Annotated in this window: 19 protein-coding genes; all 19 read right to left on the bottom strand. The window is 37.5% G+C overall.

Going from position 1 to position 22,562, the window contains the following annotated elements:
* Window positions 1–282 precede the first annotated feature (282 nt).
* Window positions 283–717, bottom strand: coding sequence for a prepilin-type N-terminal cleavage/methylation domain-containing protein (locus KKC46_07515; protein MBU1053662.1), 435 nt, complete (start codon window positions 715–717; stop codon window positions 283–285).
* A 294-nt stretch (window positions 718–1,011) separates the two neighbouring features.
* On the bottom strand, window positions 1,012–2,349 hold the full coding sequence (locus KKC46_07510; GenBank protein MBU1053661.1) for a sigma-54 dependent transcriptional regulator: 1,338 nt from the start codon (window positions 2,347–2,349) through the stop codon (window positions 1,012–1,014).
* A 1-nt stretch (window position 2,350) separates the two neighbouring features.
* Window positions 2,351–3,568 (bottom strand): type II secretion system F family protein, encoded by a 1,218-nt coding sequence (locus tag KKC46_07505; protein ID MBU1053660.1) that lies wholly within the window; start codon window positions 3,566–3,568, stop codon window positions 2,351–2,353.
* 10 nt (window positions 3,569–3,578) lie between these two features.
* Window positions 3,579–5,285, bottom strand: a complete 1,707-nt coding sequence (locus KKC46_07500) for a GspE/PulE family protein (protein ID MBU1053659.1) — start codon at window positions 5,283–5,285, stop codon at window positions 3,579–3,581.
* Window positions 5,286–5,292: 7 nt separating this feature from the next.
* Window positions 5,293–6,963 carry an AAA family ATPase gene (locus KKC46_07495; protein MBU1053658.1) on the bottom strand — a complete coding sequence of 557 codons (1,671 nt, stop codon included), beginning with the start codon at window positions 6,961–6,963 and terminating at the stop codon, window positions 5,293–5,295.
* Between the two features lie 21 nt (window positions 6,964–6,984).
* A complete protein-coding gene (pilQ, locus tag KKC46_07490; protein ID MBU1053657.1) occupies window positions 6,985–8,523 on the bottom strand; it encodes a type IV pilus secretin PilQ in 1,539 nt (512 codons plus the stop codon).
* 38 nt (window positions 8,524–8,561) lie between these two features.
* The gene (locus KKC46_07485; protein MBU1053656.1) at window positions 8,562–9,068 is read right to left on the bottom strand and encodes a hypothetical protein; all 507 of its coding nucleotides are present in this window, start codon (window positions 9,066–9,068) and stop codon (window positions 8,562–8,564) included.
* Window positions 9,069–9,091: 23 nt separating this feature from the next.
* Complete coding sequence (locus KKC46_07480; GenBank protein MBU1053655.1) at window positions 9,092–9,643, bottom strand: hypothetical protein; 552 nt, start codon at window positions 9,641–9,643, stop codon at window positions 9,092–9,094.
* Window positions 9,644–9,725: 82 nt separating this feature from the next.
* The gene (gene pilM, locus KKC46_07475; GenBank protein MBU1053654.1) at window positions 9,726–11,621 is read right to left on the bottom strand and encodes a pilus assembly protein PilM; all 1,896 of its coding nucleotides are present in this window, start codon (window positions 11,619–11,621) and stop codon (window positions 9,726–9,728) included.
* 337 nt (window positions 11,622–11,958) lie between these two features.
* Window positions 11,959–13,962 (bottom strand): ABC transporter ATP-binding protein/permease, encoded by a 2,004-nt coding sequence (locus KKC46_07470; GenBank protein MBU1053653.1) that lies wholly within the window; start codon window positions 13,960–13,962, stop codon window positions 11,959–11,961.
* Entirely contained in the window at window positions 13,952–15,697 is a 1,746-nt protein-coding gene (locus KKC46_07465; GenBank protein ID MBU1053652.1) for an ABC transporter ATP-binding protein/permease, read from the bottom strand. The genes KKC46_07470 and KKC46_07465 overlap by 11 nt, the downstream gene beginning before the upstream one ends.
* Window positions 15,698–16,063: 366 nt before the next feature.
* Window positions 16,064–16,837: an alpha/beta hydrolase gene (locus KKC46_07460; GenBank protein ID MBU1053651.1), complete on the bottom strand. Its 774-nt coding sequence runs from the start codon at window positions 16,835–16,837 to the stop codon at window positions 16,064–16,066.
* Window positions 16,838–16,875: 38 nt separating this feature from the next.
* The gene (locus KKC46_07455; GenBank protein MBU1053650.1) at window positions 16,876–18,102 is read right to left on the bottom strand and encodes a hypothetical protein; all 1,227 of its coding nucleotides are present in this window, start codon (window positions 18,100–18,102) and stop codon (window positions 16,876–16,878) included.
* 11 nt (window positions 18,103–18,113) lie between these two features.
* Window positions 18,114–18,956 carry a molybdate ABC transporter substrate-binding protein gene (locus KKC46_07450; protein MBU1053649.1) on the bottom strand — a complete coding sequence of 281 codons (843 nt, stop codon included), beginning with the start codon at window positions 18,954–18,956 and terminating at the stop codon, window positions 18,114–18,116.
* A gap of 63 nt (window positions 18,957–19,019) precedes the next feature.
* Entirely contained in the window at window positions 19,020–19,379 is a 360-nt protein-coding gene (locus KKC46_07445) for a cupin domain-containing protein (GenBank protein MBU1053648.1), read from the bottom strand.
* 120 nt (window positions 19,380–19,499) lie between these two features.
* Window positions 19,500–20,045 carry a histidine phosphatase family protein gene (locus KKC46_07440; protein ID MBU1053647.1) on the bottom strand — a complete coding sequence of 182 codons (546 nt, stop codon included), beginning with the start codon at window positions 20,043–20,045 and terminating at the stop codon, window positions 19,500–19,502.
* A 96-nt stretch (window positions 20,046–20,141) separates the two neighbouring features.
* Complete coding sequence (locus KKC46_07435) at window positions 20,142–20,600, bottom strand: DUF3795 domain-containing protein (GenBank protein ID MBU1053646.1); 459 nt, start codon at window positions 20,598–20,600, stop codon at window positions 20,142–20,144.
* A gap of 80 nt (window positions 20,601–20,680) precedes the next feature.
* On the bottom strand, window positions 20,681–21,436 hold the full coding sequence (locus KKC46_07430; GenBank protein MBU1053645.1) for a hypothetical protein: 756 nt from the start codon (window positions 21,434–21,436) through the stop codon (window positions 20,681–20,683).
* A 63-nt stretch (window positions 21,437–21,499) separates the two neighbouring features.
* The gene (locus KKC46_07425; GenBank protein ID MBU1053644.1) at window positions 21,500–22,135 is read right to left on the bottom strand and encodes a hypothetical protein; all 636 of its coding nucleotides are present in this window, start codon (window positions 22,133–22,135) and stop codon (window positions 21,500–21,502) included.
* Window positions 22,136–22,562 lie beyond the last annotated feature (427 nt).

Genomic DNA, 22,562 nt, shown 5'->3' with positions numbered 1-22,562 from the left:
AGAACCCTTTGCACGCCATCTGAATTTAACCATGATAATCAGAAATCCAAAACCCATATAAGCCTCAGCTTTTAATAAAGGGTTATATGGGTGTTGAGTCATTTTACTTTACTGTCTTTTTTTTAAAACCACTAAGATCACGGAGGGTAGCTGATAATATTATAATATTTCCCCTTAAGTTTAAAGCTCGACCTTTTTTACAAAGAAGTTAAGATTTAAGCTATAATATCAGCAAATTATATCTTAATATTAAATCTTTTGTATAATATATATCCTGCACAACTAGTTAACTGAATTGAGAGACCATTGCGCCGGTGTATTTATATCGGTAGCGCCGGTTTTATCAAATGTTACAGTTTTCCCCTTAAAAGGAACATCAAGACCAAGTGCTGATACATCTGCATTTTTATCCGCCGTTGCAACTTCAGATGTTGCCCCGCCCCAGTCACCACCAAGGTCATAACTATCAACGACATAATAAACATTTGCTGTGGCATCGTTTAGTTTGCTTTTCGCAAGTGCCAAACGCTCACGGGCGTTTAATTCAGAAATAGCACCCAGAGCGGCATTTCTAACAGCATCTTCCCTCATATCCAGATATTTAGGAATCGCAACTGCAGCCAGGATACCCAGGATAACAAGAACGGCTATTATTTCAATTAATGTAAAGCCTTCTTCGTTTTTTATCGTGTTTATAATTTTATTTTGAACTCTCATATTAAAACCTCCTCCTGCTTTTTGCCCACATTTAATAACTTCACACATTTTATTACTCCCTTTAAAACTTATTCTATAACTTATTTCATTCTCTGACTAACTTATACAGCACATCCTATGCCAATTAAGCTGATTATTAAAACAATCATTTACCAAAGGGCAAGAAAACCAGAGTTCATATATCTTGTTTAACTGATAATAACTAAAAAAGAGTATTTTTTTCAACAAACAATAATATGGATAAACTTATTAACAATCAACCCCCAAGATGGAGAAATATACATTATTTTGTGCTTAATCTACATTTTTTGTAGATTGTTTTAATGCGGTAACATCAATTCCATACTTTTTTATACGATGCCATAAACTTCTCTGGTTAATCCCAAGAAGTTCAGCAGCTCTTATTTGAACACCCCCTGTCCGGTTTATGGCTTCAATAATTAATCCCTTTTCAATTTCATGGAGACGGTCATCTATAGACATATTTTCCGAAGACAATTCATTTATAATATTGGTTGCTGAAATATCTTTTGTAATGTTTGAAGGAAGGTGCATCGGTTCAATCAAGTCGGTTTCCGTTAGTACGGCTGCTCTTTCTATTGTATTTTTCAACTCTCTTATATTTCCCGGCCAATTGTATGCAGTGATCAACTGAAGTGTCTTGCTGGAAAGAGTTACCGATTTTGCATTATTTTCAAGAAATGTCTCCGATAGATAAGGTATATCCTCTTTTCTTTCTCTTAACGAAGGCAATCGTATCAAAAAAACATTAATCCGGTAATACAGGTCTTCTCTAAACAGCCCTTTCTTTACCATTTCAGGAAGATCCTTATTTGTTGCCACAACAAACCGGATATCAACATTGATTGTTTTGGTGCTTCCAACCCTCTGCAATTCTTTTTCCTGCAAAATGCGCAATATCTTAGCCTGAGCAGAAAGCGGCATATCACCGATTTCATCAAGAAACACTGTACCGCCGTTTGCAATTTCAAATTTACCAATTTTCTGGGATATTGCACCGGTAAATGCACCTTTTTCATGACCAAAAAGTTCGCTTTCAAGTAAATTGTCCGGTATTGCAACACAATTAATTTTAATAAACGGACCTTTATTTCTAAGGCTGTGATCATAGATGCTTTCAGCTAAAAGTTCTTTGCCGGTACCACTTTCACCTAAAATAAGAACTGTGGAATCAGTTGGCGCAACTTTTAAAAGCTGAGTAAAAATCCCTCTCATAACTTTACTCTGGCCAATAATTTTGGGAAACAGTTCTTTTGCTTCAACTTTACCCAAAATATTTGTAATCTGATCAAATACCTGAGTGTAATGTTCCAAAACATCTTTTGTTCCGGAGTCACTTTTTATTGATGACTTGGGGAAAACAGGAAGTTTTTCCGCCTTTTTAATAAAATTGGCTACAGGTCTTAACAAAAGCCAGGTAATCAACATACTTACCGAAAAAGTGATAACAACAACAATAAACCCCCATAAAATAAACAAAGGAGTATCCGAAGCTTTGGGACCTAAATCATAAGCAATACGCCCTGTGATAATTACACACAGAAGCGAAAGCCCACTAAGTGTAAACGGTACTAATAGATATAGACTTACTTGAAAATTTTTCTTTTTCATATCAGAACTTTGTCATCTTGGTCATATCCCACATAGGCATGAATATGGCTAATGCAAAAAAACCTACAACTGCCGCAAGACCTACAATTAGAATAGGTCCAATAAATTCCGAGAGCCCCTTGACTGCATAAGAAACTTCATCATCATAATGCAGTGATACCTCATGAAGCATTTCTTCCAGATTTCCTGTTTCCTCCCCAATAGCAACCATATCAATAACCATTGGCGTGAAATATTTTGCGGATTGCAAAGTAACGGCTATTCCCTGCCCTTCGCCCATATAATCGCGCACCCGATCAAATTCCCGCGAAATAGCTGCATTGCCGATTACTCCGGATAAAATCTTCATAGTACTCATTACAGGTACGCCGCTTGATTGTAACATCCCAAAGATACTTGCAAAACGTGACATAGCGGCTTTTATAAACAGCGGACCGATTACCGGTATTCTTAAGATAAGAGAATCTTTCATATACTTTCCGTTTTCTGTTTTAAGCCAGAGCCGGAGTGCAAAAATTACCACAATAATGCAAGCTAATATTAAAAACCAGTAGTCTGATACAAAATGATGAAGCGTAATTGCTATCTGGGTCGGCAGTGGGAGATCAATTCCTGCCTTAGAAAAATTATTTGCAAAACTTGGAACAACAAAGTTTAAAAGAAAGAAAAAAGCACCGGTCAACGCTACGGTAACCATAATAGGATACTGAAGGGCCGATTTAATATCCGACTTGATTTTTCCTTCATGTTCAATCATGTAAATAAGACGTTCAAGAGCTTCCGGAAGAGTTCCACTCATCTCTCCTGCTCTTATCATACTGCAATATAAAGGTGAAAATATTTTTTCCTGGTTGCCCATGGCAACGGATAAAGTAACTCCTTCCCTGATATTTTTTAAAATCGAAGCTATTGCATATTTTAAAGCATCGCTTTGTGTTTGAGCTTCCAGAACCTGAAAAGCTCTAACAAGAGGAACCCCAGCCTTGAACAAAGACCGAAACTGCTTGGTAAATATTATCAAATCAGCTATTTTAACCTTGCGATTGATTCTTAGCATAAGGCCTGATTTGGCAGCTTTTAGTTTCTTTTCTTTCAGCTCATAGGGTATATAGCCCTTATCAGCTATGATATTTGCCGCTTCATCGGAAGAGTTAGCCTCTATATCACCCTTAACAACAGCTCCTTTTGCGTCTATAGCCTGGAATGAATAATTTGACATAATTATACCATTACATAATTACCGCCGAGCCGGCTTCTTCAAGAGTTGTTATCCCCTTAAGAGCCTTTTCTCCGGCATCATATTGCAAAGTTCTTAATTTTCCTGCATCAATACATTTACGGGTAATTTCGTGCGCCGGTTTTTTATTAACAATCATATCACGCACAAGTTCATCGCAAACCAGAACCTCAAATATGCCTGTTCGTCCCTTGTATCCGGTGTTCAGGCACTGGTTGCATCCTTTACCACGCTGAAAATTAGCCGAATCCCAATTTTTAACACCCCAGGATGCAAGTACCTTTTCCGGCGGATTATATGGCTCTCTGCAATAAGGGCAAACGGTTCTGACCAGCCGCTGGGCAATGCTCAACAAAAGGGTTGAAGCTAGAAGGAATGGTTCTATACCCATATCAATAAATCGTGTAATCGCTCCTACGGAATTGTTTGTATGAACCGTGCTTAATACCCGATGACCGGTCTGAGCGGCCTGGACTGCAATTGCCGCTGTTTCCGCATCCCTGATCTCTCCAACCATAATTATATCAGGATCCTGACGCAGGATCGAACGAAGACCACTGGCAAATGTCATTCCTGCTTTAGTGTTTAACTGAACCTGTCTTACATTTTGGATACGATACTCGACAGGATCTTCAAGTGTCATGAGATTGCTGTCCGGACTGTTGAGTTCACTAAGCAATGCATAAACACTTGTACTTTTGCCGCTTCCGGTAGGACCGGTGCTTAAAATCATTCCATAAGGCTTGCTGATAGCAGACCTTATTTTCTCGGTATCCTCCTTGTTCATACCAAGGCGATCCAGAGAATAAATACCTGCGCTGGTATCTAAAAGGCGCAATACTATATTTTCGCCATAAATTGTAGGTATAAAAGATGCGCGTACATTGATTTCTTTATTTTCCATCCTGAGAGTAAATCGTCCGTCCTGTGGTACTCTTGTTACGGTTATATCCACATTGGAAAGTATCTTTATTCTGGCCGCAATGGGCAAAAACATTGATTTCACGGGAGACGGCACTTCATGCAGTTTGCCGTCTATGCGAAAACGTACCTGAATAGTATCCTGCTGCGGACTTATATGGATGTCACTGGCACCTTCGCGGATGGCCTGCACAAAAACGGAATTAACTATTCTGATAACCGGAGCCTCTCCGGCAATATCCTGAAGATAAGCCAGTTGCAAATCCTGAGAAGCTTCCTCTTCCTCTTTTTCGGCAATCAGTTTGGTTTCAACATTAATATTTTCCATTATGCCGCTGATACCCGACTGTATGCCATAAAGTCCGCTTATTAAATTATTAAATTCGCGCTCGGTACAAATTACTACTTCAACTTCACAATTAGTCGTTGACTCAATAAAATCTATGGCATTGATATCAAGCGGATCAAGCATTGCGATAGTTAAAAGACGCCCCTTTTTATTTAACGGAACCAACCGGTATTTCTGGGAATGCTCTATGGATATAAGCTGCGACAATTCAAGATCAATAGCATAAATATCAGGGTGATACTTTTTTATATTTAACTGCCTGCCTAAAAGATCAACCATCTGGTCTTCGGTAATTATTCCACGCCTGATAAGAAACTGCCCTAATTTCAGTTTATTGTTCTTCTGCTCATCAAGAGCGGTTTTAAGCTGCTCTTCTGTAATCAGTTTTTCATCTACAAGGATTTGTCCCAGCTTCTTTTTAGAAATTATGGTCACTTTATTTATTAGCCCTTTCCTGATACCTCTGCAAAAAAAACAATGTGCCGTCATCCAGTTTTTCAAAAATTTTTGCATTTGATGCAATAGTATGAGGCAATTTGTCTATTATGGTTTTAGCTGATTCCATATTTTCATAGCCGTTCTTCAAAAAAATAGCAAAAACCATACCTTCGCTTTTATTCCAGTATGGAAGAAACTCTAAAGAAGGCAACAATTCTTTATAACCATTGTATAACTCATAAATAGCCCGGATATCTTGATTAGTTACCACTCTTACAAGATATTTTCCCGATGGCAGGGGATTTGATTCGGCAGGAATAGTCGGAAGGTTCAAAACCTCTCCGGTCATAATTTTATCCAGATTTTTAATATGGGGATTCGCAAGTACAACTTTCTGAAATACTTCGTTGCTAAATTCTCCGTAAATATCTTTCATGATTCGCCAAACTATTTCACCGTCTTTAATTGTCAGTTTTCCGAGAAGATCCGGCATAGTTTTTTCAGGAACCGGAATTTGCGGTGGGATTGGCGCTGTCATTTCCTTAGCAGGTGTATTCTCAATCAAATCCGTTGTAATAGCTTCTGCCTGAACAACAGGAATAATTTCATCATATTCTGATTTGCTTGATATTTCTTTGGCAGGAATGATTTTTTTATATTCTGATTTGCTTGATATTTCTTTGTTCGGAATGATTTTGTTATATTGTGCTATTTCCAACATCTTTTTCACAGGCCTTATATCGGATGTATCTATGAAAAATAAAGCAGATATGATAATAATTGCAAACAAAACAATAGTTGCCGCTATAGACCTACCAAAACCTTTTTTGTTTATTGTAGTAACCCTTCCTGCACAGGAACGAACCTCAAACCAACCGGCTTTTGAACGATTCTGAATAATTAATGCAAGCATAACCTGATGGCAAAGTGTTACTATTTTGCGCGGGTAACCTTTTGTAGCAAAATACAGCGCCAATAAACCACTATAGGTAAACAAGGAAGGCGTCTTTACCGTATCGCCGGCTTTCGCGATTCGGTATCTGACCATGCCAAAAGTTTCTCTTAAATTTAATGGCTTTAAATAATAATAAAGATTAACCCTGTCTGCAAAATTTTTATATTTTGTTAAAGTCTGCTCAAATTCTCTTTGCGCAAATATTATAATCTGTAGCAGTTTATGTTCATTGGTTTCATAATTGAGAAATTCCCGAAGTATTTCGATACAAAAATCCGGCAATTTTTGGCCTTCGTCAATAATAAGAACTACTGTTTTGGCCTCATCAACTCCTTTTTGCAGAAGGTATTTTTTTATATTTTCTTTAAACTGCCATTCGCTTTCAAAATTGCTTGCCAAAGATATCCCGAAAGATTGTGCTATTGCAGACAAAAATTCGATAGGACTTGTAAAGCCAGGATCCATAAGAAGGTGGGTTTGGATATCATTGCTGTCATCTTCGGATTCGGAAAATTTTAATATAAGTTGCCTGCAAAGAGTTGTTTTTCCTGTCCCCACATCACCAAGAACTACATTCAAACCCCGGCGGAGGCGTACTGCAAGTTCTATTTTTTGCAGACAGCCTAAATGCTTCATGGATTGAAAGAAAAATTCCGGCTCAGGAGAGTTTGAAAAAGGCTCCTGATTTAAATTTAAAATCCTGAAATAATCCATAATCACTTTTGCGTAAAAGAGTTAATTATTTTTATTCTCCAATACTGTATAAGTTGCTTGCACTGGCAATACCGTAGGAGTTATGAATATGAGAACTTCTTCCATTGATTCGCTTTTGCTTGTTCCCTTAAACAGCCGGCCTATCAATGGCATATCGCTTAATACGGGCACACTGTTTCCCGAATCCTGTTTTTTCTGTTTTGTCAGGCCTGAAATTACTATGGTTTCCCCGTCTTTTACTATAAGAGTAGTCTTTGTTTCCTTTTTAATTATATATGGATTTCCCTGTACATTTCTTGTGTTGTCAACTTCATTCTTTTTTACAAGAACTTCCATTTTAAGATTTCTGCTGTCAATGACGTGGGGCTTAATCTCAAGACGCAGCACAACATCCTCGAATTTTACCGATCTTGTAAGCGCGCCCGTTGAACTTGTTTCTTCAGTAACATATGGAACTCGTTCTCCGTTTTCAGTATAGGCCGTCTGGTTATCAAGAGTGGTTATAGACGGGCTGGATAAGATATTTAATTTTCCATCATCCTGAAGAGCACTTAACTGGACATCGAGTACGTTTCCTCCGATTGTGCCGAATATAAGGCCAAGAGTACCTGATGCTGCATCCGATATGTTTTCCGCTGGAAAATTGACGGCAAAATTCTCACCGCTTATACCGCCAGACGTTGAGCCCCCCGGTGTTATAACAAGATCGCGTTTATTAAAACGCCCGTTGTAATTGCCACCCCACTGGATACCGAGATCACGGGCAGTATCCTGTGTTGTTTCTACTATATTTGCCTTGATCAGAATTTGGGAAGTAGGCCTGTCAATTTTTTCAATTATCGGCATAATCTTTTTAATATCTTCTTTTATGGCCTGAACAATTAAGGCATTATTATGCTCATCAACCCGAATCGAACCCCTGGGCTTGCCATCTTTGTCTTTGGTCAGAAAACCTAAAAGATTCTCCTTAAGCCCCTTGGCATCGGCATAATTTATATTTACTATCCTGGATACAAGAGGCGCAACCTGATTGATGCCCATCTGCTGAGTTTTTTTCTTTAAATCCTCCTGTAGATCCTCTGTTGTCATGACTCTTATAATATCGCCTTCCCAAACATAATCCAAACCCTGATTTCGCAGGATGCTCAAAAAAGCCTGATCCCATGGAACTTCAGCAAAATCAATGGTAACCTCACCTTTTACTTTGTTATTAATTAATATATTCATAGCCTCAGTCTTGGCCATAGCCCGAAGAATCGCATTCACATCCGCCTGACGCATCTTAAGACTTATTTTATTAGCAGGAAGACGTTTTTTTAAAGGCGCATTTTCCACATCAGCCATATTCATTTTCTTTTTCTGTTCTGTTTCCAAAACTTCGAAGTTTTTAAGTTCAGGAGCCGGGGAATGGCCTTTGGATGTCTGGGCCATAGTTTCCCATTTTTCGAAAAAGGAGTCTTTTTTTAATGCCACATCTTCGGCACAACCTGTTATTATAACCAGAAGAATAATGACGGCTCCCAGAGCCCACTTAATTTTATAATCATTTTTGTCAGTCAAAGTTCCCCCCCAATCTTTGCATTATGAGGCTGATGAGGCTATTCCTGTAAAGAAACTTCAATTCTTGACAGGTTATTTTTGTTTACAATTACTACCTTTTCCGGATATATTTTTTCCAGAATATATCCTTCCGAATCCAAAGATTCTCCGGATTCGTACTCAATACCATTAATAATGGCCATTTTTTTCCTGCCCATACCAATATATCCGGAATAACTGAAAACCGGTTCTGATTTTGAAATATTGCCGGCATCAGGTTCGTTAAACTTAATCCAAGCATGCAATGACTTCCGATCTAAAAACGGATCCTGTTTCCATTTTGTCTCTGCAAGATTTATAGCACGGTTATCGGCAGCCGTAATAGGTCCTTTTGTTATTTTTGCCGTAATATCAGATATAAATGTTTCCAGTTCCGTAGATTTTTTTTCCTTTTCCAAAGAAACGGATTTTGTTCGTGGAACTATTATTCGGTCATAAATGCCGTATAATGCTACAATAACCGTTATTGAAAGTATTATGATTTGCTGTTTTGTCAGGTTTCCCATAAATCCTCTAATCTACGGTTTTTTTAAGCAAGAGCTATCCGGATTTTTAGTATAAATTCCATGGCATCTTTTTTTTGCTCAATTTGTATCTCTTCCACAGACTCTGAATAAGGTATTTTACCAAGGCCTATTAATAACCTGCGAAAACTTAAAAAATCCCCCCTTAATACTGCATTAACAAAAAGGAATTTGGAGCCGGACGAAAGCAGATTAATATCCGGGGAAATTGATATCGTATCCATTCCCGCTTCTTTGGCAATACTTTCCAGGGTGACAGGAAACAAACCAATTGATTCCCGCAAAAGCTTATTTTTTACCGGAAAAGGCAGAGCCATTTGATAATTTTGATGATCGTTATTTTTCAACATACTATATATGGGATAAATTTGTTTTTGCTCCTCAAGCTGTATTTTTAAATCGGTGGCTTTGCGGTCAAGCTTTATAAGAGAAATCCAATTAGGAATTATCCCTATTAAAATAATAATTATTATCCCCGAAAGACACAGCGCCATATAGAAAAGAGCACGCTTTGGAATCATGATATCTTTTATAATATCTTTTATTTTTTGGTACATTTCAAAATTCCACTTCTTTAATTACAGAGCCAGTTTCAAAACATCCCATTTTGGCCGATCTCTGCGTTGGGTGAAAATTTTATTAGTCTATCATTTTTGTTTCAATTATGAAGTGAAGAACTTTCTTTTCTTTAAAGGGTTTAACCTTGTTCTGCTTAATACTTATCTCCCCGAATATCGGGGAATCATCTAACTTCACAATAAAGCCTGCCAGTGATGATTCGAGAGTATTTTCATCACCAAAAACCAACCCTTCAAGCAGCATTTTCTTTTCTGTATTTTCTTTGGTTATATTCCGATTTATTTTTTGCAGTTTTTTGTCCGGTTTTGCATTTCCCAGCTCAGCCTTAAAATCAATGAGACGTATATTTACAGGAATTATAGATGTTAACTCGCTGATCACCGCCATTGAGAAATATTTTTCTTTGTATTCCTTTGCTGCAAGCTGCTTTTTTTCAGAACTGCTGATCATTTGTGATATCATCGCCTGATCGGCAGATGGTTCATATTGGAACATCTGTTTTTCAAGATGTGAAATACCGGCTTTTCTTTGCTTGATAGTACCTTTCTGATACATGAAAAGCCCCCCGCAAAAGACTGCAAAAAATATTAAAAAAGCAAATACTATATTTGTAATACGTAAAGTGGCGGCCAGCTTCTCTTTGTCTTTAAATCTAAACAACAGATTTGGCGTATAGTCATTATCCGAAAGGGCAAGGCCCAAAACCGGTGTAAGGGCAATTCTGTCCGAAACCGTAGCTTTTCCTGCAAGGCTTTCAAAATTAGGCAGATTAAATTTCACCGGATCAAGTATATCACTTTCCATACCCAGTTGATCGCCGATATATTTTACTATGGGCATGTAAACATTCATTGCAGTGGATATATAAATTCTTTCAATTCTGTCATATTTAAGATTTGCAGTATAATATTCAAAAGTCCTTTCTACCTGTCTGACAATTCTTTCTAAAGAAAGTGCAATAACCTTAAATTTTTCTTCTTCTTTAAGTTCAAAACCAATATCATTTTCTGTAAGAGGTTCAGAATCGGGGCTTAGGCTTATTAACGCTTTTCTAATCTCTTTAGCTATAGCCGCAGCATTTCCCCCTTCTTTTTCATTAAATCCTTCGCTGTCGTCATATGCCTTTGTTGAAATACTTTCCATCAATGCTTCGACCATACTATTTATGCCGGCTCTGATACCCCTTGTCATAACAAGTTTGCCATGAGCATAAATATCTATGCGTGAAAAGTCATTGCCTATAAACAAGCATGCAACCGTACCTTCAAAATCAGGAATCTGAACGGTTTTTAATATGTTCTGAAGTGCAAAAGGAGTAATGGAAATTCCATCTAATTGCAGGCCGATTTCTGAAAACAGATTTTTGATCTCTTTAATTTCATCTTTAGGAGCCGTATAGGCGACAGCATATAATTTTGCGATATTGTCTTCTTTAATCTCTCCCAGTATCTCGAAATCCAGACTTGTATCATTATCATCAAAAGGGGTTTCTCTTTTAATCGCCCAGGAGATGGCGTTTTCAATTTGCTTTTTTGATACTTTGGGAATCCTTAAATGACGGACATTAACACGTGCCGTAGACATGTTCGCCCATATATTGACCTCACGGTCGGCCCCAAAAAATTTTAAAAGTTCCGCTTTTATAAAACCGGCGAATTCAGGAGACTTCCTGGAAGTTATGTTTGCATACGGTATGATTTTATACCCAAGAAAAATCCGGTTTTTATCAGAGGCTTTTGTAGTCTTAACCAATCTCAGGCATTCATGCCCGATATCAACGCCTATGGTTACAGGTTTTTTCTCTGATACAAAACTATTAGACATGAAGCTTTTGGGTTTATTATTCTGTGACTCAATAGCAGATATATGCGAAGCCTGATTATCGGTATCGGTTTTTTTATTGCGGATAGTATTTAGCAGTTTTTCGGTTGAGGTAGCTTCTTTTAAAAGGGACAAATTATGCCTCCTCCTGAATTATTCATATATTGCTTCGGGTCATAATAAGCTGAATCAATCAACCGCTTTTGATATATCAAAAATCATTTAATATTTTCACTCTTTAACAATATTTATTTGCAAAAAACAACTTAAGTGACTAATTTAAATGATCATATTATTGTTTTTTATAAATGCTCAATATCATTGTGTTTAAAGTATGGTAAGTAAAGTTTTATTAACATTGACAAATACATACCAAACATCTTCTATTATGTCAATTTATTATATATCAACTTTGATAGTATTTGCATAATTTACCGGATATTAATGAATCAGCAAAAACTCATATAAATTACTATAAGCTGAATAATCTGAAATATAATCCTTTGAGTTTCATCAACTCTTCATGACTGCCGGATTCGACTATTCTTCCTTTTTTAAGTACCATTATGCGATCAGCTCTTCTGGCAGTTGAAAGTCTGTGAGCAATTACTATTGAGGTTCTGCCTTCCATAAGATTTCCAACCGCCTTTTCAATAAGGCTTTCCGTTTCCGAGTCAACATAAGAGGTGGCCTCATCAAGCATGATTATTTCAGGATCACGGGCTAATGCTCTTGCTATTGATATAAGCTGCCGCTCTCCACTTGAGATAGATTTTCCTCCTTCCGAAAGCACGGTATCAATCCCTTCAGGCAATCTGTCTATTATAGCTCTGCAATTTGAAGCATCGATGATATCCTCTATTTCCTTTGCTGTAATGTCACGTTTGCCTCTTGCGATATTTTCACGCACAGTACCTGAAAATAAAAAAGAATCCTGCATCACAAGGGCCATTTTTGATCTGAGTGAAGCCGGAGAAATTTCTTTGATATCGGTTTCATTTACTAGTATATGCCCCGAATCAGGCTCGTAAAACCTTGACAGAAGATTAATAAGGGTTGTTTTCCCGGTTCCTGTGGGTCCGACAATCGCTATTTTTTCTCCTGCTCTGATATTCAGGGATATGTTTTTTAAAACAGGTTCACCGGAAACATAGCCAAATGAAACATCCCTGAATTCAACAGAGTTTATCCTGCCGTCTAATTTATTATCCTTATTGCCGGCAATAGTATTGTCGTGTGTTTTTCCGATATAGTCATGAATACTTTTTTCAGTAGTATTTTCATTGTCAAGAACAAGAAATATTCTTTCTGCTGAAGCCATGGCATTTTGAAGAATATTGTACTTATCGGCAATATCCCTTATTGGCCCGAAAAACATCTTTATATACGATATAAAAGCTACAAGCGCCCCTAAAGTCACTTTATCGGAAATAACGCTGCTTCCCCCATAAAAGATAACCAGAGCAACCGAGATGGAACCAAGAAGTTCTATTACAGGCATGAAAACAGCTAAGACATGAATCTGCTTCATCCCTGCTATATAGTTTTCATGGTTAAGCTTTTTAAAACTTTTATAGTTTTCCACCTCTTTTGAAAAAAGCTGTATAACTTTTATTCCTCCGATCGTTTCGGATATTTTGGAATTAATTTCCGCTATTTTTACCCTAAGTGTTCTGAAGGCGTCTCTGGCCTGGTTTGAAAATTTAAAAGACGCAAAGGCAACAAAAGGTATGACCGTAAATGATACAAGAGCAAATTTCCAGTTTATACTTATAAGAACAATCATGATTCCGAAAAGAAGAAAGATATCTTTAAAAACAACCGAAATTACTGAAGTGAAAAGCTCATGCATATTCTGGACATCGCTTGTAACTCTGGTAACAAGCCTTCCTGTGGGATTTTTTGTAAAAAAAGAAACCGGAAGCCCCTGGATATGGTTAAATAGCCGCATCCTTAAATCATGCATTACCATCTGCCCTGTATATTCCATCAGCATTATTTCAAGAAATCCCAGTAAAAAGCTGGCAATTACCAAAACAAGAAGCACCACAGCGGCAAGACCAACTCCATTTATATCTTGTACTCTTAATATTAAAATATCTTTTTTGTCCATGTTACGAAGCTTGTCATAATTAATATCTGCAAAAGCTTCTTCTTTATTAAATTCTATTTTATACTTTTCCAGAATTTCACAAATTTCAGGATCGTTTAAATCCGCTTTGTAATATCCTGCTTTTTTCTCATCGGGCTTACCGGTTGTTTTAAGCATAACAGGCCGGGGAACAATGTATCTGTCTATCGCAACCTTTGTCACATAGGGAAGTGAAAGATCAAGCAGGGTAATTGATACAACAAGTAATATCGCCCATAAAAAAAACTTGCGGTAAGGCTTGCCAAACAAATAAAGCTTTTTTAAAAGATTTAAATCGTAATGCTTACCAAGCCTTTCTTCCTCATATCCATAATCAAAGCGCATTTAGTTCCTCTTCGATTTCCTGCATTCTGTAAGTATCAGCATAGTATTTCCCAAGTTTCATTAGCTGTTCATGATTTCCTGATTCTACAATTTTTCCCTTATCGGTTACGATAATCTGATCGGCAAAACATAGTGCTGAAAGTCTGTGTGAAACTATGATAATAGTCTTTTTCTCCTGCATGGATTTTATATTGTTTATTATAGCTAACCCTGTCTCTACATCAACCTGGCTTACCGGATCATCTAATATCAGTATTGGTGAATCGGCAAGAAGCGCTCTTGCAAGGGCAATCCTTTGCTTTTGCCCCCCCGAAAGAACAATACCTTTTTCTCCGACTATTGTATCAATCCCTGCGGGAAAACTTTTCACTGTTTCAAAAAGCGACGCTTTTTCCATCACTTCTTCCAAATCCGATTCTTTTATATCTTCGGTTCCAAGAGCTATATTTTCGCGTATTGTTCCGTCAAACAGGAAGGGTTCCTGGGGCATAAAAGAAATACTTTTTCTTAAATCATGAAGGCGTATCAAACGTATATCGTCACCGTTTATCAGTATCTGCCCCCCTGAAACATCGTATAGCCTTGGGATAAGGCCTGCCAGAGTTGTCTTACCGCTTCCGGGAGGCCCTGCAATTCCAAGAATCCGCCCTTTTCCGATTTTAATGTTAATACCCGATAACACAGGATTGGCACCGTCTTTGTAAGAAAACATCACATCTTTAAATGCTATTTCAGCCGCACTGATATTTATCGGTTTTGCATCACTTTTATCAAAAATTTCAGGAGTTGTTTCCATGATCCTGTTTATCCTGTCAAGAGATGCTTTTCCGCGCTGCACAAGGTTTGTAACCCAGCCCATTGCCATCATTGGCCAGGTAATAAGAGCAAGATAGTTAATAAATGCCACAAAATCACCAGGTGTTATCGTGGAATATATTGTTTGCCTGCCTCCAAGAAACAAAACAATAACCATGCTGATGTTTGAAAAAAGAAGCATCATTGGAAAGAAAAAACCGGTAATTTTAACAAGCTTTAAATTTTCTTTTACGTAATCTTTTGATCTTTTTTCGACAAGACGGCTTTCTTCTTTTTCCATTGTATAAGCTTTTACCACCTGTATTCCTGCAAACTGTTCGCGAACGGTTTCGGTCAGCTCGGAAAATGATGCCTGAACAGAATCATAAAGCCTGTGCATTTTTTTGCTGAAAAACTTTGCTCCGAAAGCAATAAAAGGCATGGGTATAAGAGCAAATAAGGTAAGAGTTTTATTGATATAAAGCATAAAACCTATGGAAGCCGCGCCAAGGACTACGGCATCGGTTAAGGCTACCATTCCCATGCCGATTGCCATTCTGATATGCATAATATCGTTTGTGGCATGGGCCATAATATCGCCGGTTTTTGTTTTATCAAAATAAGGAGAAGAAAGAGACTGTATATGGCTGAAAAGTTTGTTTCTCAAACCTTCTTCCACAGCCCTTGAAGTACCTATAAGATATTTTCTCCACAAGTATCTGAATACTGCCATCAAAAGTGCAATACCAACAATATATAGAGCATATATGGCAAGTTTTTTTGTATCTGCCCTAAATAAAGCAAGATCATCGATAGCAAGTTTCATTATGCGTGGAATTATAAGCTGCAGAAAATCCACAGCTATCAGGCATAAGAGGCCAACTACTATCCTAAGACGGTTTTCAAGAAAATAAGACTTTATCAGCTCAATGGATTTCACAATTTATCCCAGATATTAAAACAAATATTTAGTTACCGGCATATTATGCCGACACTGAATAAATCAGTTTTATAATAGATACACGATATAAGGTTTATTATGCAAGAGGCAGGTATAAAGAATGTTGGAAACATTTGGGTATATTGCACCCAATACCTTTATATATCCAAGTTAATACGAGCCACTTTCAAAATGTTTCAGTTTGGTCAAGCTCAAGGCGGGAGAAAATTTCAACCACAGGAATACATTAAGTATTTCGAGGATAGCGCTAAAGGTTAGCGCTTATGCTTCACTACGTGTCACTGCGTGCGAAATTTGAGCCCAACACTTAAGATCGGCCAAAATGGGGCGTTTTGAAACTGGCTCTTACGACTTAATAAAAGGAACTACAAAAGACAACACCCGATCAATCTCTGTGAATTCATGCCAGTGATCCAATCCATCCATAATCTGCATCTTAACGTTCGTTGCTTCAATATTTGCTTCATATTCTTTCATGTTAGCCATCACATCATCATTTTTTGAACCTGCAAGCCAAAGCGTTGGGCAAAGTAAATCAGCAGGTTCAACCGGTGCCCAGTCAAGAATTGGGATAAGCCATGCCAATATAACCGGCACTTCCCCGCTTTTAAGAAATGCCTGATCTTTTCCTGATAATGTTTGAACATCTAAGGTTTTGTCTGCCTGTGCCTTCAAAATAGGGACCCAGCGGTCACAGAAATCAGGAATAAATTGACGAAAAGTCCCTGAAGCCCCAGGTCCGAAACTATAACCAAGAAGAACAAACTTATCCACCAAATCCGATTTGGCGGCCAGATAGCGCCCGATATTTGCGCCATAGGAATAACCCCAGACTGTAAAGCGCTCAAGGCCGCATTCAGCAGCTACTGCCAGAATATCTTCGCAATGCTTTTTAGTTGTATAATAAGCCGGGTCAAGATGCTTGTCGCTTTCTCCATTGCCTCTGATATCGATAGCAATAACTTTAAAATCGTTTTTGAGTCGCTCAACATAACCCGCATTATGCCAGTGCTGCCTTGTATGCAAACCTCCGTGCAACAGTACTATAGGCTCTCCGGCTCCGCTAATGTCATAGGCAATGCGTGTTCCATCGGTTGAAACTGCAAATAATGTTTTCATATTTATAGCTCCTTCTGCACAGATTCTTAAAATCCCTGTCACTTCTTTTCCAATGCTGTATGCACCGCATCACTTTTTCCTTTTTGGTAATAAGGATATATAGCTGTATAAGCAATAAATAAGGCCAGCAGCATTCTGGAAAGCCAGACAATAACCGAAAGATTAACAGTGTTTATAAACCAGGCTTTTTCGATCTCTAACCAGCCTGCAAGTATTTCTCTTCCGGACTCAAAGAAAAACCACATAATCAGGATAAAAATGATATAAACACTTACTGTCACAAGTGTGCCAAATCTTCCCCGGTATATTAGTGTCCATAAAGAAGAAAAGCTTGGATCGCTATATCCTTCTTCACCAAAATTAAGTTCCCGTGCAAGAAATCTATAATGCGAAGCAATCCCTGAAGCGATAATTAAAACATATGCTGTCAGAATAACGATAATAAATGGAAAAATCTGCACCATCTGTTCAATAGATATCATACCCTTAAGCCAGGCAGGCAGAATCTTTTCCATTTGAGACCGAAGTTTTTCCAACCTTTCTTCCTTATTCCGATACTCCGGATTGTTTCTTAATTTTTCAATGCTTGCTTCTATGTTTTTCTGACGTTTAGCCAGGTTGGGTTTTTCACGATTTATCGTCCTTGAGATCAATCTGAGTTTATTGCCAAGAGTATTTGACAATCTCTCAATTTGAGCTGTCTTCATTTCAATGGTTAGATACCATCTTTTCCCTTTATTTTCGCTTACCCATGTGTCTACAGTCTCAGGAAGAGTTTTTAATTCTGCAACAAGTTCAGGGATAAGATTTTTTGAAGAAGGAGAGTTTAAAAGAAATTTATTCAGAGGCTCAATTGCACCATAATTTACTATAGCAGCAACCGAATTGATTGTAGCATCAGCTTCAGCCTGATAATCGTTCCAATTTACTCCCCCTCTGACATTCATCTCCCGAAACTTGTTAATAAGTTTTTTTGTTTCAACATCCCATGGTCTTTTTGCAACTAACTTCTGTATATTATCAAGTATTTTTGATAGTTCATTGAGTGGCTGTAGAGTCTTTTCGATTTCCCAAATCTCTGAATTATACTTTTTTATTTCCAGCTCGACTTTATTTATCTCTTTCAAATCATTTATGTAAGGCGCAAGTACATTAACAAGTATAAAGATGCCGAATAAAAGCCCTCCGAAAACTACTCGTTTAGCCTGCCTGGTCTTTTCCTCCAGCAATTTCTTGTGACGTTCGATTTGAAATTCCTTGCTCATATGAACCACCTTTACTTTTTGCTCTGAATCGCCGAAGCTTCAAATCCATATTCTTTTAATATCTTTTGACCCTCAGGCGACAAAATATACATGGCAAGCCGCCATGCTTCAGTAGATGCGCCATTTCTGACAATAAGCCCGTAATCGGCTCCTACAGAAAGCTCTTTAGGTATTGTGATAATCTTAAGATCCGGCACTTCTTTTTTAGCCAATACCGCATTGGTGCAGTATGTAAGGAAAACATCGGCTTTCTTTTCGCTCATCACCCATCCGTATTTATTACGTCCTTCGGGAGCCTTGGCACTGTCCGGCCCTCCGGTGAGTTGGAGAGCTTTGCCGGAAAGAGCTGCGAAACTCCCCTCCTTTATTTTATCCGCCTTTTGAAAAAGTGCCCATGCATAGTCTCCGCTTGGGTCTGCCTTTGGTGTGGAGGTACCCACCCGAACGTTCTTGTCCATCAGGGTATCATACAGATTATCTGTTGATATCGCTACATCAGGCTGTGCCATTGCACAAAGCGTATTACGGGCAAACAGCACTACCGGACTTCCCCATCCCGCAGAAGCAAGTTTTTCAGGATGCTTCATATTCGCAGAAGCGAAAACATCAGGATTTTCACCTTCTTCAATGGCTTTTCTCAAAAGGCCGCTGGGACCAAATTTTGTGGTTACTTCTGTGTTATAGGTTTTTACATAAGAAGCCACCACATCGCCAAGAGCTGCCTTTAAACTTCCTGCAGCGTAAAGTTTTAAGGGTTCGGCCGATACGCACAAAGGTATCGCAAAGGCAAGTATAGCAACAAGAACAAGATAGGTAATACAGTTTTTCACGATTTTCTCCTTTTCTTTTTCAATAATAATAAATTACTGCGGGCGCACGGTTTGTTTCGTGGCCCTATCACTATTTCAATTTAAAATTTATTCGTCACGATGAACAGTTTCAGGAGAAAACGCTGGTAAACATACTGCTATATATTCAGCGCCTTCAGAACCCGGTGTGCTGTATTGAACCCATTTTCCAGAAGGTACAATAATGGCTTCTCCTGCATTTATGTCAGCAGTACTTTCTTTGCTCGTCACCCGTAACATTCCTTTAAGAACAATTGTATATTCATCGAACTCTGGTTTCTGGCCCGGTTCTATCCAACCTGAAGGGCTCTTCATTTTTGCAATGCTTAGATCGTTCGTCCCGGAATTAACACGTCCGATAAATTCTTCAATAATTTTTGGTTTATTTCCTGTAGCCTTAATGATTGTTGGTTTCTCTATTTTAATCATATTTAATTTATCCTATTTTGAGTCGATACAACAGTGAGTTAAGCAGCAATGGCCTGCTGGTAAGTACGAAATATCCTAACAGCACAGTTTTTCAAAACACACCGGAAACAGCCGTCTGAGTTAAGCAACAGGTTTGGTTTCAAATGTCATTTTGCTTAAGAAACTGTTGTTCGAAGTTTTTTGCTTTAAAAACCAGCCACGATACAATAGTTCCCTTTTTATCAACCAATTGGTGAAACCATGCCCAACAATTACAACTCGTTCATTTCCGGAAAGCTGGGACTCGAAGCTATCAACTGCTTTTATTACTCGTATTTTTACATCCGCCAATGATTCGCACTCAGTTTTGAACCCCAGTATCCACAACAATCTCGAAACAAACAACCATTTCTTTGCCTTGAGGCGAACTGCTGGGAAGCGAATTAATGGTATTCCTGCTTCCCTTATCAGCGGGTTTTCAATAATCCTCTTTCCAATTAAATGTCCTGTTTCTATACTTCTTAAAAGATTACTCGTATAAACAATATCTTCGTTTGTACAGACAATCTTGTTATTACAAATCCCTGATTCATCATACCTTTGAACCCACTGTGGAAAATCGTGACCAGAAATTATTTCTTTATCAGAAACCTTCGGCTTGGCATGACGGTATATTATTATTTCCATTTCAAAAACCGAACGCGCTGCTTTGGGGCACGCGGTCTTTGCGCGTCCCAAAAAGTTGGGTCTATATTTGACCAATTATTGAATACATAATGTTTTTTACCAATGTTTAATGCCTTTCAGAAAACCTTCAATACTATTTTCCCGGATAATCCTGATGTTTTGTCGATGAGCATCCTTGTGTACTGGATTTATCCATGAAAGGGTCACGCAGGTTTCGAATTCATCACAGCTCCAGCACCCTTCAATATGCTTGCCTTGGCAACATAAACGAATTGAGCAATTACTGCCTCCACCACCATCCTTACAGATTTTAATACAGTCAAGATGAGTCATGCTTTCAAGAACTCGAATACATCTTTCGGTAGCATTCAACGCATCAAATAAATCTGGCATGATCTTCGGCAAGCCTTCTGAAAGTTTCTCGAATTCAGGCTTACGCATTTGACTGAGTAGCTCATTGGCTAAAGTTGATAATTTACCATTACGAATGATGCAATCCCCACAATAAAGGCCACAGTAAGCAACTTGCGATTCATGATGAATAGGTAAAGTCATTCTATAAGTTCCAGCTCACAAGCCCCGTCGTGATTTTCGCATCAAGCAAGGGACCCTCCGGGGTCTTGTGCAGCGACAGGTTATACCAATTGTTCAAGTCTGTTTTTTGTACATTCGAAATATTCTTTTAGCCAAATATATTTTTTCTGAATATTCGGCTCTTCTTGAAATTTCTTTATATTATAGTCAATATAACTAGGTACAGAAGAGAGATCTTTAAATTGATCAGATTTTGGGTATCCAGATTCCACGGCATCCCCATAAGGTAATAAATAATCAACGTAATATTGTTCGTCAGTATCTTTCCTAAGGCGGTCAAATATTGAAATTTTATTTGATTTATCCCTTTTTACAGCATTATCAGCTAATTTTATGATTTCAGGAGAGACTACTATTCTTGGAGCACCACCTATTTTACGCTCTTGTTCATATGCAGTAATATATCCAGGACCGAAAATCATTCCATCTTTGTTGTATACAAGCCCCTTGTGTAGATAACCTCTAAGTATAGTTTTAAAGTTTTTGACCAGTAAATGGTATTGGAAATACCTCATCAATTCGATAGTTTTGAAGCAAGCTGCAATATCTGTATATGGAATAGTAATTATCAGTGAGTCAGAAACAGCAATAATTTCAGTTCCACTAAAAAGATCATTTTCTTGGTTAAATCTAATTGATGATTCTTTTATTGCCAGCATTAACGTAGCTATTTTGTCAAAATCATCTTGGGTCTTAATACTTTCAACCTTTTTTTTAAAACCAAGTATATCTATGAATGCAACAAACGATTCTTTAAAATCTATGAATTGAGGTAGTTTAAATATCATGTCATTCATACAAATTTTGGGTTCGTTGCAAATAACCAGCAATTAAAGGCGCCCCGCGATAGCGGCGTGCCTTTAATTGTCTGAGTAATTTGCCTTGTTAGGTGATTTGTTTTTCGATAAATTATCAAGAATTTTTTGGCCATCTGGCATACCAGACATAGTTCTCAAAAAAACCACATTTCTTCCCAGTATTTTTTTTATTTCTGCCGCTGAAATTGAGCTCTTTAAAACTTGAAAATCTATCAATTTTTGATAGTGACATTCGTCTTTATCATTATATCTATCTTTTTTTAGAGTGTCGCCTGTGCCTTTACCGTAAGCAACGATACCAACCCCATTTTCATAAAGAAAGACAATGTCACCTTTTTTTATTCGATCTATGTTGTATTTCCATGGATCATAGAATGCAGCTGCAATTCCATTATTTATCATGTCATCATGATCATTTATATCGTTTCCTCTATTTGTATTAAGAATATGAAAGTTGCTATTTTCATACTCATCAGATTGATTTAGCTTAAGCTCAGTTTCTGCAATTTTAATTCCCTCTTCAAGGAGTTTTAGCATAACTTCTTGTTTAGAAAGTGATAAGTAATCAGCCAGCTCTTCAATAAAAGAGTTTAATTCTTTTGGAATTCGAACAGTTGAAGCAACTAACTCTTTTTTTGTTATTTGGGAATTTTTTATCAAACTTTTTAAATCTGTCATAATAATGTCTCCTTGTTTTAAAGTTGAATTTAGAGACAACGTATCATTGAATTAAATTTGTGTCAATAATGAATTATAAATAATTCACATATGATTTAATTTCGTTTTATATTTTTGAAACCTAAGTTGCTCACCAGATTTGGATAACCTTACAAATGTAATGTTATCCAAAATGGTAAAAAATATTTTAATTCTTTTAAACAATCAGCAATCATCTCAATTGCTTTGAAATTATCTATAATCCATCAAGAGGCTTTTTGCAATAACGGGCTTTCATCTTTAGTAAATATGATATCGATTTGATATTCTTTGAAAGTCTCACGTTTAGTTATTGCAAAAACACATGATTATATTGTAATAATGATTTAAGATAATTGCATCATCTTCAAAAGAGAGGTTGCTCATATCAGGGTTCAAGGGGGCAAGG

This window comes from Pseudomonadota bacterium (assembly GCA_018817425.1).
In the GTDB taxonomy this organism is placed as follows: Bacteria; Desulfobacterota; Desulfobacteria; order Desulfobacterales; family RPRI01; genus RPRI01.
Note: the sequence above shows the minus strand (reverse complement) of the source record. Positions and strands in the feature narration are given on the sequence as shown.

Excerpts from the sequence above, each read along its gene's own strand:
- KKC46_07515 (MBU1053662.1), bottom strand. The coding sequence starts at position 717 with ATGAGAGTTCAAAATAAAATTATAAACACGATAAAAAACGAAGAAGGC.
- KKC46_07510 (MBU1053661.1), bottom strand. The coding sequence starts at position 2,349 with ATGAAAAAGAAAAATTTTCAAGTAAGTCTATATCTATTAGTACCGTTT.
- KKC46_07505 (MBU1053660.1), bottom strand. The coding sequence starts at position 3,568 with ATGTCAAATTATTCATTCCAGGCTATAGACGCAAAAGGAGCTGTTGTT.
- KKC46_07495 (MBU1053658.1), bottom strand. The coding sequence starts at position 6,963 with ATGGATTATTTCAGGATTTTAAATTTAAATCAGGAGCCTTTTTCAAAC.
- KKC46_07485 (MBU1053656.1), bottom strand. The coding sequence starts at position 9,068 with ATGGGAAACCTGACAAAACAGCAAATCATAATACTTTCAATAACGGTT.
- KKC46_07480 (MBU1053655.1), bottom strand. The coding sequence starts at position 9,643 with ATGTACCAAAAAATAAAAGATATTATAAAAGATATCATGATTCCAAAG.
- KKC46_07470 (MBU1053653.1), bottom strand. The coding sequence starts at position 13,962 with ATGCGCTTTGATTATGGATATGAGGAAGAAAGGCTTGGTAAGCATTAC.
- KKC46_07460 (MBU1053651.1), bottom strand. The coding sequence starts at position 16,837 with ATGAAAACATTATTTGCAGTTTCAACCGATGGAACACGCATTGCCTAT.
- KKC46_07455 (MBU1053650.1), bottom strand. The coding sequence starts at position 18,102 with ATGAGCAAGGAATTTCAAATCGAACGTCACAAGAAATTGCTGGAGGAA.
- KKC46_07445 (MBU1053648.1), bottom strand. The coding sequence starts at position 19,379 with ATGATTAAAATAGAGAAACCAACAATCATTAAGGCTACAGGAAATAAA.
- KKC46_07440 (MBU1053647.1), bottom strand. The coding sequence starts at position 20,045 with ATGGAAATAATAATATACCGTCATGCCAAGCCGAAGGTTTCTGATAAA.
- KKC46_07435 (MBU1053646.1), bottom strand. The coding sequence starts at position 20,600 with ATGACTTTACCTATTCATCATGAATCGCAAGTTGCTTACTGTGGCCTT.
- KKC46_07430 (MBU1053645.1), bottom strand. The coding sequence starts at position 21,436 with ATGAATGACATGATATTTAAACTACCTCAATTCATAGATTTTAAAGAA.
- KKC46_07425 (MBU1053644.1), bottom strand. The coding sequence starts at position 22,135 with ATGACAGATTTAAAAAGTTTGATAAAAAATTCCCAAATAACAAAAAAA.